Annotated in this window: 13 protein-coding genes; 5 read left to right on the top strand and 8 right to left on the bottom strand. The window is 71.0% G+C overall.

The window, feature by feature from the left end; genetic code table 11:
• Positions 1-58: 58 nt before the first annotated feature.
• The 4 genes from ACSMXR_RS34290 to mhpD all read right to left on the bottom strand — a co-directional run bounded on the left by ACSMXR_RS34290 (position 59) and on the right by mhpD (position 3,857).
• Positions 59-838 carry an LmeA family phospholipid-binding protein gene (locus ACSMXR_RS34290; RefSeq protein ID WP_473170698.1) on the bottom strand — a complete coding sequence of 260 codons (780 nt, stop codon included), beginning with the start codon at positions 836-838 and terminating at the stop codon, positions 59-61.
• Positions 839-1,045: 207 nt separating this feature from the next.
• On the bottom strand, positions 1,046-2,092 hold the full coding sequence (gene dmpG, locus ACSMXR_RS34285; RefSeq protein WP_473170697.1) for a 4-hydroxy-2-oxovalerate aldolase: 1,047 nt from the start codon (positions 2,090-2,092) through the stop codon (positions 1,046-1,048).
• The gene (locus tag ACSMXR_RS34280; protein WP_473170696.1) at positions 2,089-3,039 is read right to left on the bottom strand and encodes an acetaldehyde dehydrogenase (acetylating); all 951 of its coding nucleotides are present in this window, start codon (positions 3,037-3,039) and stop codon (positions 2,089-2,091) included. Before ACSMXR_RS34280 ends, dmpG begins: the two co-directional genes overlap by 4 nt.
• Positions 3,036-3,857 carry a 2-keto-4-pentenoate hydratase gene (gene mhpD, locus ACSMXR_RS34275; protein WP_473170695.1) on the bottom strand — a complete coding sequence of 274 codons (822 nt, stop codon included), beginning with the start codon at positions 3,855-3,857 and terminating at the stop codon, positions 3,036-3,038. Before mhpD ends, ACSMXR_RS34280 begins: the two co-directional genes overlap by 4 nt.
• A gap of 182 nt (positions 3,858-4,039) precedes the next feature.
• On the opposite strand from mhpD, the gene ACSMXR_RS34270 reads away from it, so the two are divergent.
• The gene (locus ACSMXR_RS34270; protein ID WP_473172480.1) at positions 4,040-4,786 is read left to right on the top strand and encodes an IclR family transcriptional regulator; all 747 of its coding nucleotides are present in this window, start codon (positions 4,040-4,042) and stop codon (positions 4,784-4,786) included.
• Between the two features lie 31 nt (positions 4,787-4,817).
• Here the strand turns inward: ACSMXR_RS34270 and ACSMXR_RS34265 are convergent, their stop codons facing one another.
• From ACSMXR_RS34265 to ACSMXR_RS34250, 4 genes are all read right to left on the bottom strand, one after another.
• Positions 4,818-5,279 carry a sodium:solute symporter family transporter gene (locus ACSMXR_RS34265; RefSeq protein WP_473170694.1) on the bottom strand — a complete coding sequence of 154 codons (462 nt, stop codon included), beginning with the start codon at positions 5,277-5,279 and terminating at the stop codon, positions 4,818-4,820.
• Between the two features lie 483 nt (positions 5,280-5,762).
• Positions 5,763-6,770 (bottom strand): VOC family protein, encoded by a 1,008-nt coding sequence (locus tag ACSMXR_RS34260; RefSeq protein ID WP_473170693.1) that lies wholly within the window; start codon positions 6,768-6,770, stop codon positions 5,763-5,765.
• Positions 6,767-7,630, bottom strand: coding sequence for an alpha/beta fold hydrolase (locus tag ACSMXR_RS34255; protein WP_473170692.1), 864 nt, complete (start codon positions 7,628-7,630; stop codon positions 6,767-6,769). The genes ACSMXR_RS34260 and ACSMXR_RS34255 overlap by 4 nt, the downstream gene beginning before the upstream one ends.
• A gap of 8 nt (positions 7,631-7,638) precedes the next feature.
• Positions 7,639-9,240: a bifunctional 3-(3-hydroxy-phenyl)propionate/3-hydroxycinnamic acid hydroxylase gene (locus ACSMXR_RS34250; RefSeq protein ID WP_473170691.1), complete on the bottom strand. Its 1,602-nt coding sequence runs from the start codon at positions 9,238-9,240 to the stop codon at positions 7,639-7,641.
• Between the two features lie 137 nt (positions 9,241-9,377).
• Between ACSMXR_RS34250 and ACSMXR_RS34245 the strand changes: the two genes are divergently transcribed.
• From ACSMXR_RS34245 to ACSMXR_RS34230, 4 genes are all read left to right on the top strand, one after another.
• Positions 9,378-10,010: a TetR/AcrR family transcriptional regulator gene (locus ACSMXR_RS34245; RefSeq protein ID WP_137228000.1), complete on the top strand. Its 633-nt coding sequence runs from the start codon at positions 9,378-9,380 to the stop codon at positions 10,008-10,010.
• The gene (locus ACSMXR_RS34240; protein WP_473170690.1) at positions 10,007-10,798 is read left to right on the top strand and encodes a 2-keto-4-pentenoate hydratase; all 792 of its coding nucleotides are present in this window, start codon (positions 10,007-10,009) and stop codon (positions 10,796-10,798) included. The genes ACSMXR_RS34245 and ACSMXR_RS34240 overlap by 4 nt, the downstream gene beginning before the upstream one ends.
• A 249-nt stretch (positions 10,799-11,047) precedes the next feature.
• Positions 11,048-12,097 (top strand): amidohydrolase family protein, encoded by a 1,050-nt coding sequence (locus ACSMXR_RS34235; protein WP_473170689.1) that lies wholly within the window; start codon positions 11,048-11,050, stop codon positions 12,095-12,097.
• A gap of 12 nt (positions 12,098-12,109) precedes the next feature.
• Entirely contained in the window at positions 12,110-13,666 is a 1,557-nt protein-coding gene (locus ACSMXR_RS34230; RefSeq protein ID WP_381850861.1) for an MFS transporter, read from the top strand.
• Positions 13,667-13,756: the final 90 nt, after the last annotated feature.

Raw genomic sequence — 13,756 nt, 5'->3', positions numbered from 1 at the left:
GCTGGGACAGGGCCGACTTGCCTGACGGCATGACAGGGAGGAGATTCGCCCTGGAGCGTCACACAGCGGCGGCCGGCCTGAAGGTCACCGTGTCACCGGTGAAATGCGCGTTGAGCCCGCCCGGTTCGACGGTCACAGATCGTAGGAGCAGGCCCTCGGGAACGTTGCGCAGCTGGATGGGTTCGGCAAGCATCTTCGCCAGGAGAGCCTTCCCCGCGGGCGGGAGTTCTCCCTGCGTGACACTGAAGTCGGTAAAGGCGACGCGATTGCCGGAGACGGCTGCGACAGCCGTGCTCACGGTGACCTCTCCGCTGAGCGGGAGGACGAGCCGCGCCCTGACCCTGCCCGTCTCGCCGTCTCCTTCGATCGCGAGGCCGAGCGCGTCCGACACGTCCTCGTACGACAGGAAGGCTGTCGCGTCCACGGCCCGTGCGTGGAACTGATCGGCGTCGCCGGAGGTCTGCAACTCGTCCAGTCCTACAGTGAGCCTGGTCACCGGCACCGGTCGGTCGGTTCCGCGAGCGGGTATGTCCTGGGCGGTGATGTCCACGTGTCGCAGCGTGCCGGAGCTCAACTGCGGCAGGACGGGGAAGCCGCGTACCTCGACCGAGGGGCGCGCTGGAGTACCCATCCCCTGTTGGAACGCCTCGGCCGTACGGCTCTCCACACGGCTCGCCGCGACTCGGTCGACGGTGACGGCCGTCGCCCCCACCGCGAACAGGCAGGTGGCGAGGATGACGGTCCTACGACGTGCGCTCCGGCGCGGCGGGCGGACGGGCGTGAAGCCGTCGCCAGGCTCAGGCCGGTGGCCGAAGCTGTCGTCGGGGTGCGGTTCCATGGTTCTTCCTTTGCGGGGGGCCGGTTGAGCGGTCGCGTGGTCAGAGGCGGTGGCGGGCGTGTTCGGGCGAGGACGGCGTCGGCGGTCCTGATGCGGCCCCCGGCGGTGAGTACGCCGACCGGGCTTCGCCTCTCATCCGCCGTGTCCGGCCGTCCGGCTTCCCGCGTCGGAGGCGCCGTCTCGCCGAACGGCCACGGGGCCTCGGCTTCAACCTCTTCCCGGTCGGCCGACGGAGCCGGCCGCCGCCAGGTCGAGGGCGATGTCCGTGATCATGTCCTCCTGGCCGCCGACCATCTTGCGCCGGCCGACCTCGACGAGGATCGCCCGGGTGTCGAGGCCGTACCGTCGAGCGGCGGCCTCGGCGTGGCGCAGGAAGCTGGAGTACACGCCCGCGTAGCCGAGGGTGAGGGTCTCGCGGTCGACGCGGACTTCGCGGTCCTGGAGAGGGCGTACGACGTCGTCGGCGGCGTCCATCAGGGGGAACAGGTCGCAGCCGTGCTTCCAGCCCATCAGATCGGCGACCGCGATGAACGCCTCCAGTGGGCAGTTGCCGGCTCCGGCGCCCTGGCCGGCGAGGGAGGCGTCGACGCGGGTGACACCGTTCTCGACGGCGACGACGGAGTTGGCGACGCCCAGGCCGAGGTTGTGGTGGGCGTGGATGCCGATCTCGGTGTCCGGGTCGAGGACTTCGCGGTAGGCACGGACGCGGTCACGGACGCCGCCCATGGTCAGGCGGCCGCCGGAGTCGGTGACGTAGACGCAACCGGCTCCGTAGGACTCCATCAGCTGGGCCTGGCGGGCCAGTTCGGCGGGTTCGGCCATGTGGGACATCATCAGGAACCCGGCCACGTCCATGCCCAGGTCGCGGGCGGCGGCGATGTGCTGGGCGGAGATGTCGGCCTCGGTGCAGTGGGTGGCGACGCGGACCGAGCGGATGCCGAGGGAGTGTGCCTGGCGCAGATCGTGCAGGGTGCCGATGCCGGGCAGGAGCAGCGTGGTGGGCACCGCGAGGTGGATGCTGTCGCAGACGGCCTCGATCCACTCCCAGTCGGTGTGCGCGCCGACGCCGTACGTGATGCTGGAGCCGGACAAGCCGTCGCCGTGGGCGACCTCGATGGCGGCCACCCCGGCCTCGTCGAGTGCGGCGGCGATGGTGCGGGCCTGGTCGACGGTGTACCGGTGGCGTACGGCGTGCATGCCGTCCCGCAGGGTCACGTCCTGGACGTACAGAGCGGGGATCTGGTCCGCGGTCATCGGGAGACCACCTCTGTGAAGGGCCGCGCGGCGGCCATGCGTTCGGCGGTGCGCAGGGCGGCCGAGGTCATGATGTCGAGGTTCCCGGCGTAGGCGGGCAGGTAGTGGGCGGCGCCCTCCACCTCCAGGAAGACCGAGACCTTCGCCGCGTCGGTGGATCGCTTGCCTGCGGGCAGCAGTGAGCGCAGCGGGTCGTCGGCGGTGACGCGTTCGAACTGGACCTTCTGCTTGAGGCGGTATCCGGGCACGTACGCCTGGACCCGGGCGACCATGTCCTCCACCGAGGCGGTCACCTCGGCGTCGTCGCACGCGCCGACCAGGCAGTACACGGTGTCGCGCATGATCAGCGGAGGTTCGGCCGGGTTCAGGACGATGATCGCCTTGCCCCGTGCGGCGCCTCCCACCTTCTCGATGGCCGACGAGGTCGTCTCGGTGAACTCGTCGATGTTGGCCCGGGTGCCGGGGCCGGCCGAGCGGGAGGAGATCGAGGCGACGATCTCGCCGTAGTGGACGGGGGTCACACCGGCGACGGCGGCCACGATCGGGATGGTGGCCTGGCCGCCGCAGGTGACCATGTTGACGTTCGGTGCGTCGAGGTGGGCCTCACCGTTGACCGGCGGGACGACGTACGGGCCGAGCGCCGCGGGCGTCAGGTCCACGACCCTGCGCCCCAGCGAGCGCAGTACCTCGTCGTGATGGCGGTGGGCGCCGGCCGAAGTGGCGTCGAAGACGATCTCGACGTCCGCGAACTCGTCCAGCCTCACCAGGCCGTCGACGCCCTCGTGGGTGGTGGCGACCTTCAGGCGGCGGGCGCGGGCCAGGCCGTCGGAGTCGGGATCGATCCCGACCATGGCGGCGATCTCCAGGGAGTCGGAGAGCCGCAGGATTTTGATCATCAGGTCGGTACCGATATTGCCCGACCCGATGACGGCGACCTTCGTGCTCATGATGCGACCCCTTCCGTGGCGGCGGACGCGAACGTGGCCGTGACCGTGCCGAGCCCCTCGATGTGCGCGGTGAACTCGTCGCCCCCGGCGGCGACGGCCATGGGGCCCAGCGCACCCGTCAGGACGATGTCGCCGGCCCGCAGCGGGTCGCCGAGCCCGGCGAGGGTGGAGGCGAGCCAGAGGGCGGCGGTGAGCGGGCTGCCCAGGCAGTCGGCCCCGGTGCCCTCGGAGACCGTCTCGCCGTTCTTGGTGAGGGTCATCGTCACGGCCCGCAGGTCGACGCGGTCCAGGGGGACGGGAGTGCCGCCCAGGACGTACAGGCCGCAGGAGGCGTTGTCGGCGACGGTGTCGACGATGGTGATGTCCCAGTCGGCGATGCGGCTGTCGACGATCTCCAGCGCGGGCAGCGCGAAGGCCGTGGCGCGCAGCAGGTCGGCGACGGTCGGGGCGTGATGCGGCAGGTCCGTGCCGAGGACCAGGGCGACCTCGGCCTCGATCTTCGGCTGGAGGAGCCGGCCAGGGGCGATCGGGCGCCCCTCGGGCACCGCCATATCGGCGAACAGTGCGCCGAAGTCCGGCTGGTCCACGCCGAGTTGCCGCTGCACGGCGGGCGAGGTCAAGCCGATCTTGCGGCCCACCAGCCGCCGCCCGGCGGCGATCCCGCGTTCCACGTGCAGGCGCTGCACGCTGTACGCGGCTTCGACGTCGCCTTCGGGCAGGAGCGAGCGCACTGGGGCGCAGGGGACACCGGTGCGGGTGGCCTCCTCCAGGACGGCCGCCGCCCCGGTCACGGCGTCGGCGGGCTTGTGCGGGCTCACGGTCGCCTCCTGCAGGGGCTGGTGCGGCGGTGCGGGGCGAACATGCGGGTTACCTCCGGCGGAGAGCGGCGGGGTTGTCGGAGAGGCGGCGGTGGCCGTCCGTCGATCCACGACAGGTATAGGCGTACGGTTCGAGCGGCGGCAAAATATGTTCCATGACACGGAACAGCGCGCAGGGAAACATGCTCGATAAGGCGGCTTCCGTCCTCGACTGCTTCCGCCCGGACGGCGGTACGTTCCGTCTCACGGAAATCGCCGCCCGCACGGGGCTGGCCAAGACGACCGCGTTCCGCCTCTGCGCCGATCTGGTGCGCCTCGGTCTGCTCGAACGCGACGGCGAGAGCTACCGGCTCGGCGGCAAACTCTTCGAGCTGGGCTCGCTGGTGCCGCGGCGGCTCGACCTGCGGGAGGCGGCGCTGCCGTTCCTCCAGGACCTCTTCGAGGCCACGCGCGAGACCGTGCACCTCGGCATCCGGGAGGGGCACGACGTGGTCTACATCGAGCGGATCCACGGCCACCAGGCCCTGACGCTGCCCTCGCGCATCGGGGGGCGGCTTCCTCTGACCTGTACGGGCGTCGGCAAGGCGCTGCTGGCCTTCTCCGGCTCCGAGCTGGCGGACGAGGTGCTGGCAGGGCCCCTGCCCCGCCTCACCCCGCACTCGGTCACCGACCCGGCGCGGCTGCGCACCGCCGTGGAGCAGATCCGGGTCTCCGGTCTCGCGTACGAGGAGCAGGAGGCCGCCCTGGGCGTGAGCTGCATCGCCTCGCCCGTCTTCGACGGGGCGACGGCGGTGGCCGCCCTGTCCGTCGCCGTGCCGCGTGGCCGGTTCCACCCCGCCCAACTGGCGCCCGCCGTGAGGACGGCCGCTCTGGGCCTGTCCCGCGTGCTGCGCACGGGCGGCGGAACGGTGGGTGGTACTTCGCTCTGAGCCGGCACCGAACTGCCGGGGGCGGTACACGTCATTCCTCCCGCGCTCCGACGAGAACTCGTTCCCGCCATCGGAGGTCCGCCCCGGACCCTTCCGCGGGCCGTGCGCGCCGTCCGACGGCGCTGCCCACCCACCCGAGCAGGAAACCCGTGGGAATGGCCATCACTGCGGTCGACTGGAGCCCGATGAGGCGGAAGTCGTGTTCCGGCAGCAGCGAAGTGGGCGTACCCGAGAAGGAGAGGGAACAGACGTACAGGACGGTGGTGCAGAGGACACCGCCGTACACGGTCCACAGCAGCCCGGTCCGGTTGTACCGGCTCCAGAACAGCCCGTACAGACAGGCGGGCAGGACCGTGGAGGCTGCGAGGGCGAGTGCCGGACAGGTCAGGGACTGAAGGTCCCGTCCCTGGGCCATTGCCGCCAGGAAGATGCCAAGCCCGCCCACGGCTCCGACGGCCCATCTGGCCGACCGGACCTCCCGACGCTCGGACATGTGCCCCCCCCCCCCCCCCCCCCCCCCCAGGACGAGGCTCGTCCCCCTCATGCCGCCGAGCACCGCGTAGCAGACCATCAGCGTGGTGACGGAGCGTACGGTCGTACCACCAGGAGGACAGCAGCAGCACGGCCATCTGCAGAGCGCCCCACACGATCCCCAGAGGCATCCTGCCCGCCGGACGGCCGGCGAGCAGCTCGCCGGCCGTGCCGGACAGCGCCGCGGAGACCTGGAGGGCGACGCCGTTGGCTGCCAGGAACCGCCGACGCGCTTCGGAAAGTGCGCGGGGCACCCGCCCAGGGGCACTCGCGGCAGGCTCATGGGGCCGGTCGTACGGTGGAGGCCCGATGCCGGGCCGAGGGGACGGGACGGACATGAAGGAGGTCCTCTCGCGAGGTGGACGGTCACGCACCGGGGCCCGGCACACGGTTCCCGGTGTCCCGTGACGGGAAGCACGCCGAGCGGCGGGGTGACCATGCCGGGTCAGTCGTCAGGGATGCCGGCGCCGCTGAGGGCGGGGACGGTCCTCTCCGGTCGCACCAGGGAACGGGCGCCGAGCCGGAACTGGTCGAGCTTGTCGACGATCGTCTGGCCGACGGGCCTGTGGCCCCAGATGCTGATGCCCTGGTGGGTGGAGGGCTCCCAGGTGCTCTCGTCGACGACGAGGGGGTTCCAGCCGACCTCCCACTCGAAGCCCGAGGGGGTGCGGGCGTAGTAGGAGAGTTCCTTGTCGTTGGTGTGCTGGCCCACCGACAGGGCCATGTCGAAGCCGAGTTCGCGCACGCGTTCATAGCTCCGGGCCAGGTCGTCCAGACTGTCGACCTGGATGTTGAGGTGCTGGACCCGGGTGCGGATCGGGTCGATCGGCAGACCGCGGACAGCGGCGATCGCGATGGAGTGGTGGCGTTCGTTTACGCGCAGGAAGCGGATCTTGAGCTTGACGCCACTGATCGCCTCGTCAATGTAGTCGGTCAGGCGGGCGTCGAAGACCGTGCTGTAGTAGCCGCGCATCAGAGTGGGCTTGGCGGAGGTGATCGCGACATGGCCCATGCCCGAGTCGCCGGTGACCCAGCCGGAGGCGAGCATCCGCAGCGGCTCGGACGAGGTGACCGGGGTGGTGTAGATCTCCTGCACGAGGCCCTTGGGACCGGGGAAACGCAGCAGGCGTTCCACACCGCGCAGGGCAGCCTCCTCGTCGGAGCCCCGCACTACGGGGACGCCGTGGTCCCGGACGCGGGCCTCGACCTGTTCGAAGGAGGCGTGGTCGTCGATGTGCCAGCCGATCGCCACCACGTCCTCGGCGGGGCCGCGCCGAATCAGGAAGCGGCACTCGTGGTCGTCGAGGCGGAAGCGCATCACGTCACGGGAGACGTCGTCGTGGTGCATGCCGATGGCGTCGGTGCCGAATCGGCGCCAGTCGGCGAAGCGGTTGGATTCGACCACGACGTAGCCGAGGTGGACGGAGCCGAAGACCGAGGGCGTGGTGTTCATCGGCGGCCCGCCAGGAAGTCGGCGCAGAGCCGGTTGAACAGGTCGGCGCGCTCCCACTGCACCCAGTGGCCGGTGTTGGCGACCTCGTACAGGTCGCAGTGGGGCATGCGCTCGGCCAGCATCCGGCCGCCCGACGGCCGGTTGACCTTGTCCGCGGCGCCCCACAGCACCAGGGTGGGCACGGCCAGCCGGTTCAGGCGCTTGTCGCGGGTGAAGTCCATCTTCCACAGCGTGCGCAGCGACTTCGGGCGCCTGAGCGGCGGGGCGGCGACGACCTCGGGGTCGATGCTGTCCCGGTAGCGCGCGTCGATGATCGAGTCGGGTATCCGGGCGGCGTTGTAGACCAGGTAGTCGCGGATGAATGCCTCCAGCTTCCGCCGCGAGGGCCCGTCCCCCGCGTAGTAGTTCAGGAGGCTGTTCAGGCCCGGCGTGGGCAGAGCGCGGGTGGTGCCGATGCCGCCGGGGCCCATGAGCACCATGCGGTCGACCCTCTGGGGAGTGTCGAGCGCGAGGCGCAGGGCGCAGGCGCCGCCGTAGGAGTTGCCGACGAAGTGGGCCTTCTCCAGGCCCAGTTGGTCGAGCACGCCGCGGATGCCGGTGGCCAGGGCGCCGAAGGGGTCGGTGGGGTCGATGCCCTTGCTGCTGCGGCCGTAACCGGGCAGGTCAGGCACGATGACCCGGAACTCCTCGGCCAGCTCTGCGATGTTGCGGCTGTAGTTGGAGACACCGGAGGCGCCCGGGCCGCCACCGTGCAGCAACAGGACGGGCGCTCCCTGCCCCACCTCGGCGACGAAGATCTTCTTGCCGCCGACGTCGAGCAGGCGCTCGTGCATCGCGGGGACTTCGATGGGCGTGGTCATGGTGGTCCTCACTGGGCGATGGTCGTGGCCGGGCGTGACACGGGGGCGAATCCGGCCGGGGGCGGCGGGAGCGGGGCACCGGCGGGGGCGGCGGCGTAGACGTAGGCGTCGGGGCGCAGGGCCACGGTGGTGACACGGCGCTCGGTCAGCCAGGGCAGCAGGACGCCGTCACTGTCGACGATCGCGCCCTCGGTCGGGCGCGAGCCCGTCGGCAGAACGGCCTGCGATTCGACGCCGAGGCGTTCCCAGGCGGGCTGCGCGGTGGGCAGCCCGTGGTGCAGCAGGAGCCAGCGGCCGCCGAGCGCGTCGTCCAGCCGTACGCGTTCGCCGTCGGGTCCGGTCACCCAGGGCTGCGGGATCTGGTGTCCGGTCGCCTTGGTGCGGGGGCCGGCCTGCAGGCCGGCCTCGTAGCGGGCCACGGGGATCCAGTTCGATTCCTGCAGCCAGGCGCCGAAGCCCGGTATGCGGTCCAGGGCGCGCAGGGCGCCGTTGCGGACCCGGGTGACGGGGCGCCGGCGTTCGGTGATCATGCGACCGACGAACACCGCCCGCTTGGTGACCTCCCTGACGTGCGGCTTGCGTTCGGTCTCGTAGCTGTCGAGGACGCTTTCGGGCAGTTCCCCGTGGAGGACGGAGTTCAGCTTCCAGCAGAGGTTGGCCACGTCCCGCACACCGGCGGCCATGCCCTGGCCGATCCACGGCGGCATGGCGTGCGCGGAGTCGCCGGCGAGGAAGACCCGGCCGGCGCGGAAGCGTGCGGCGAACCGCACATGGTGGCTGTAGATGGTGGCGCGCAGGACCTCGATGCTGTCGCGGCCGATCCCGTACCGGGATATCAGCCCGTACACGGCGTCCTCGGTGACCAAATGCTTCTCGTCGTCTCCGGGCAGGAGGGGGAACTCGTAGCGATGGTGGTCCAGCGGGGTCGGGCAGTCGACGGCCGGGCGCGCCGGGTCGCAGTGGAAGCGCAGCTTGTCGTGGTCGGGCCAGGGCTTGAGCATCTTGGTGTCGATGACGATCCAGCGGTCCTCGTACGTCCGCCCCTCGTACCCGATGTTCAGCTGCGCGCGCGTGAGGCTGGAGCCGCCGTCGGCCGCGATCACGTAGGAGGCACGCAGCCGGTGGACCGAGTCGTCGGCCGTGCCGACCACGGTCAGCTCCACCCCGTCGGCGTCCTGGCGCAGGCGCAGGCACTCGTGGCGCAACAGGATCCTCACGTTCGGGTAGCGGTCGACACCGTCGCGCAGGACCCGCTCGAGGGCCGGCTGGTAGATGAACATCTGCGGCGGGTGGCCGTGGCCGCGCGAGGTGGGGGACGCACTGAGGAACGTGCGGCCCTCGGCGTCGACGAAGTCCACCGGCCGCTCCGTCAGCATGTCCTGTTTGAGGCGCTCGGCCAGGCCGATCCGCTGCCAGATGCGGACGACCTCCTCGTCGGTGGAGATGGCCCGTGCACGCGTGAAGATCTCGGCGTCCCGTTCCAGAACGACGACGCGCAGCCCCATCGCACCCAGCAGGTTCGCCGCGGTCACGCCCGTGGGCCCGTAACCGATCACCGCCACGTCGTAGGCGCTGTCCTCGGTCTCTGTCCCGGCCCTGGGCTCACTCATCAGGCCACCTCACTGTCGATCGTGTCGCACGACTCTTGCCGTAGTGTTCATTCCAATTGGAACGAGTGCTACGGTAAGCTCAACGCCCAAGAGGGTCAAGCAGCCGACGAGAAGCGCACACCAGAGGGGCACCTGCCATGACGAAGCCGCAGACGACCCGCAAGAAGCGCGCGAACGGAGTGGAGTCGCGGCAGCGCATCCTCGACGCCGCCGTGGAGATCGCGGGCGAGCGGGGATACGAAGGCACCTCGATCGCGGCCGTCAGCGCCAAGTGCGGGCTGCCCGCCAGCTCGATCTACTGGCACTTCAAGGACAAGGACGACTTGATCGCCGCGGTCATCGAGCGCAGCTTCGAAACGTGGCTCGCCGCCGTGGAGCTTCCGAGCGAAGAGACGGGGACCCCGCTGGAACGGGTCACCGCCATGGCGGTGACCGTGGGCAAGTCGCTGATCGACGCCCCCGACTTCCTCCGCCTCGGCCTGATGCTCGCGCTCGAACACCGTCCCGCCGAACCCCGCGGCCGGACGGTGTTCCTCCAGGTCCGCGACATCGCGCGCGCGAAGATCGCCGAAATGGCCCGGGCGCTCGTCCCGGACCTCGACGAAAAGTCCGTGCACGCACTGACGACCTATGCCGTCGCGGGCGCCGACGGGCTTTTCGTCCAGCGGGAGATCAATGGTGACGACGTCGACCTCGTGGCGATGTTCGAACTGCACGCCCAGCTGGTCTACGAGGCGGCGATGCGCATGGCGGCGAGGAGCCGGACATGAGGCCGGCGGCCGTGCGGCGACGCGCGGAGGCCGCCCGGCTGCTGCGCGAGGCCGAAGGCCGCACGACACCGGTCGAACCGCTCTCCACGACGTGGCCCGCTCTCGATCTCGCCGACGCCTACGCCGTCCAGCAGGTCAACGTCACCCGCCGCCTGGCCGCCGGATCGACGGTGATCGGCCACAAGGTCGGTCTCGCCTCGGCCCCGATACAGGAACTCCTCGGCGTGTACGAGCCGGACTTCGGGCACCTGCTGGACGAGATGGTCCACCGCGACGGCGGGACGGTGCGCGCCGCCCGGTACTGCGCCCCACGCGTCGAACCCGAGATCTGCTTCCGCCTCGCCCGGCCGCTGCGCGGACCCGGTGTGACCCTCGGTGACGTGCTGACCGCAACCGATGCGGTCGCGCCCGCACTGGAGATCGTCGACAGCCGCATCCGCGACTGGCGGATCACCCTGACCGACACCGTCGCGGACAACGCCGGCTCCGCAGGACTGGTCTGCGGCTCCTGGACGCCGTTGGCGCACGCACCCGACCTCGCGGCGGTGACCGTGGACCTGCTCATCGACGGAAACCCTGTGGCGACCGGCCGCGGCAGGGAGGTCCTGGGCCACCCGGCCGCCGCGGTCGCCTGGCTGGCCAACGCTCTCGCCGCCTACGGCAAAGGACTGGACACCGGGCACGTCATCCTGCCCGGCGCCATGACCACGGCACCCCTCATACGCGCCGGTCAGACGGCGGAGGCACGTTTCGGAGCCCTTGGCTCCGTGTCGGCGTCCTTCGTCTGATGACAGCCCGCCCCTCGCGCCGTCCGGGACGTCGCTGAACACACCGACGATTCCCTACCGTCCGCGATCCACCCCCTCCTTCCTTCCGGTCGCCCCACGGCCCCGCACCACCGCCGAACCGGGCTTCTTGGCCCACCCGGACACCGATACCGATACCGAGAGCGTCGGGCGAGTCTGTGGCACACCGCCGATGACCGGAAGAAGCAACATTCCCCGTCATGCTGCGCAGATCGCACGAAAGGCCGCTTCATGTCCCCTTCAGCACAGCGCATCGACGTCCACCAGCACGTGGTGCCCGACTTCTACCGCGACGAGCTCGCCAAGGCCGGCATCACCGACGCCGGCGGCCGCGCCCTGCCCGCCTGGAGCCCCGAGTCCGTCCTGGAGCTGATGGACCTGCTCGGCACCGCCACGTCGATCGTCTCCGTCTCCACGCCCGGCACCGGCTTCCTCACCGCACCCGCCGATGCCGCCGGCCTGGCCCGACGCCTCAACGACCACTCCGCGGCCCTGATCTCCGACCATCCCGGCCGCTTCGGCTTCTTCGCCACCCTCCCCATGCCCGACGCCGACGCCTCGGCCACCGAGGCCGTTCGCGCACTGGACGAGCTGCGCGCCGACGGGGTCACCCTGCTCGCCAACAGCCGGGGCACCTACCTCGGCGCGGACGGCCAGGACACGCTGTGGCGAACACTCAACGACCGCGGCGCGGTGGTCTTCATACACCCGGCCGAGCTGCCCGTTCCCCCGGTCGACGGCATTCCCGCCTTCGCCGCCGACTTCCTCCTGGACACCACCCGCGCCACCTATCTCCTGGTCCGCAACGGCATCCTGCGCCGCTACCCGAACATCCGCTTCATCCTCAGCCACGCCGGCGGCTTCGTCCCCTACTCCTCACACCGCATGGCCCTCACCATCGCCAACGACACCGCGCGCAGCCCGCTCGACGTACTGGACGACTTCCGCTCCTTCTACTTCGACACCGCCCTGTCCTCCAGCCCCGCCGCCCTGCCCACCCTGCTCGCCTTCGCCCGCCCCGGACACGTCCTCTTCGGCAGCGACTGGCCGTTCGCCCCCACTCCTGCCGGGCAGTACTTCGCGGGCGGCCTCGACGGCAACGTCGACGCGGCCACGCTCAAGGCCGTCAACCGCACCAACGCCGAGGCGCTCTTCCCCCGCCTGGCCGCCACTCCCCCGACACCGCCCCCGGCCCTGTCGGCCCCGGTGCGCCTGCGCCACGCGGTGCAGCGCTCCGCCGCCCGCCTGGTCTTCAAACTGCTCCAGCCCGGCACCGACTGAGACGAGTTCCTCATGTCCACCAGTCCCCACCGCACCTCCGACCAGCCCGAACACCGCCAGGCCGCCGTCGCGACCGGCCGGGCCGGCCACAACGGCGTGCTCTTCGCGATGTGCCTGTCCCTGATCCTCGTGGTCGCCTCCGTCTCCGCGCTCAACCTCGCGCTGCCCGACCTCGCCGTCGACCTGTCGGCGACCAACAGCGCACTGACCTGGATCGCCGACGGCTACACCGTCGCCCTGGCCGCTCTCGTCCTGCCCCTCGGCGCCATCGGCGACCGCGTCGGACGCCGCAACGTCCTCATCGCGGGCACCGTCGTCTTCGGCGTCGCCTCCCTGGCCGCGTCCTTCGCCGACTCCACCACCGCGCTCATCGCCTGGCGAGCCGTCATGGGCCTGGGAGCCGCGATGATCATGCCAGGCACCCTGTCCACGATCACCGCCGCCTTCCCGCCCGAACAGCGGGCCAAGGGCGTGGCCACCTGGTCCGGATTCGCCGCCGCCGGAGCCATCATCGGCATGCTCGCCGCAGGTGCCCTCCTGGAGTGGTTCTCCTGGCGGTCGATCTTCATCACCAGCGCCGCGGCCGCCCTCGTGGCAGCCGTCACCGCCCTGCTCCTGGCGCCCGACACCAAGGACGAACACCCCTCCCCGCCCGACGTGTCGGGTGCCCTCTCCACGGCCGTCGGCATCGGCGCCCTCGTCTTCGCCATCATCGAAGGAAACGAACGGGGCTGGACGGAGCCCATCGTGATCGCCGCCCTCGTGGTGACCGTGCTGGCCTTCACCACGTACGCCTGGCTGGGCCTGCGGCACGAGCACCCCCTGCTCGACCCCGCCCTGTTCGGCATCCGCGGCTTCCGGGCCGGCGCCATCACCGTCCTCGTGCAGTTCATGGCCGTCTTCGGGTTCTTCTTCGTCGGCCTGCAGTATCTGCAACTCATCCTGGGCTACAGCCCACTCAAGGCCGCCGCCGCCCTCATCCCCGTCGCTGTGGTCGTCCTGCCCACCTCCCAGGCCACCCCTCACCTGGTTCGACGGGTCGGCATGAAGGCCACCATGACCGTGGGCCTGCTCCTGCTGAGCGCCGGTCTGTTCGTCATCTCCCGGCTCGATGTCGGCTCCGGCTACCTGCCGTTCCTCGGCGGACTCATCCTGGCGGGCTTCGGTATCGGCCTGTCCGGAGCCGTGGGCACCTCCGCCATCACCGGCTCGCTCGGCCGCGGCCAGCAGGGAGTCGCCTCCGCGATGAACGACACCACACGCGAGGTCGGCTCGGCCGTCGGCATCGCTCTCATGGGCTCGATCTACGGCAGCCACTACCGCTCCCACCTGCCCGACTCCCTCGACCGGCTTCCCGCCGAAGCCGCCGAGGCCACACGCGACTCCGCCGCGGCGGGTCTGCATGTCGCAGACCAGCTCGGCGCCCAGGGCGCGGCCCTGGCGGACAACGTCAAGTCCGCCTTCATGGACGGCCTGTCAGCCTCACTCATCGCCGTCAGCATCATCGTTCTCGCCGCAGCCGTCGGATGCCTGCTCCGGGCGCCGAAGACACCACCGGCATCGGACTGAACCGCCGACGGCCGGACGCCCTGCGGACCTCTGGTCGCGCAGGGCCCTCGGCCGGGAACCCGACCGCTCCCCTCCCGTCAGCCTGACAAC

It is taken from the genome of Streptomyces sp. DSM 106670 (assembly GCF_055792845.1).
This window is presented reverse-complemented; position numbering and strand designations above follow the sequence as displayed.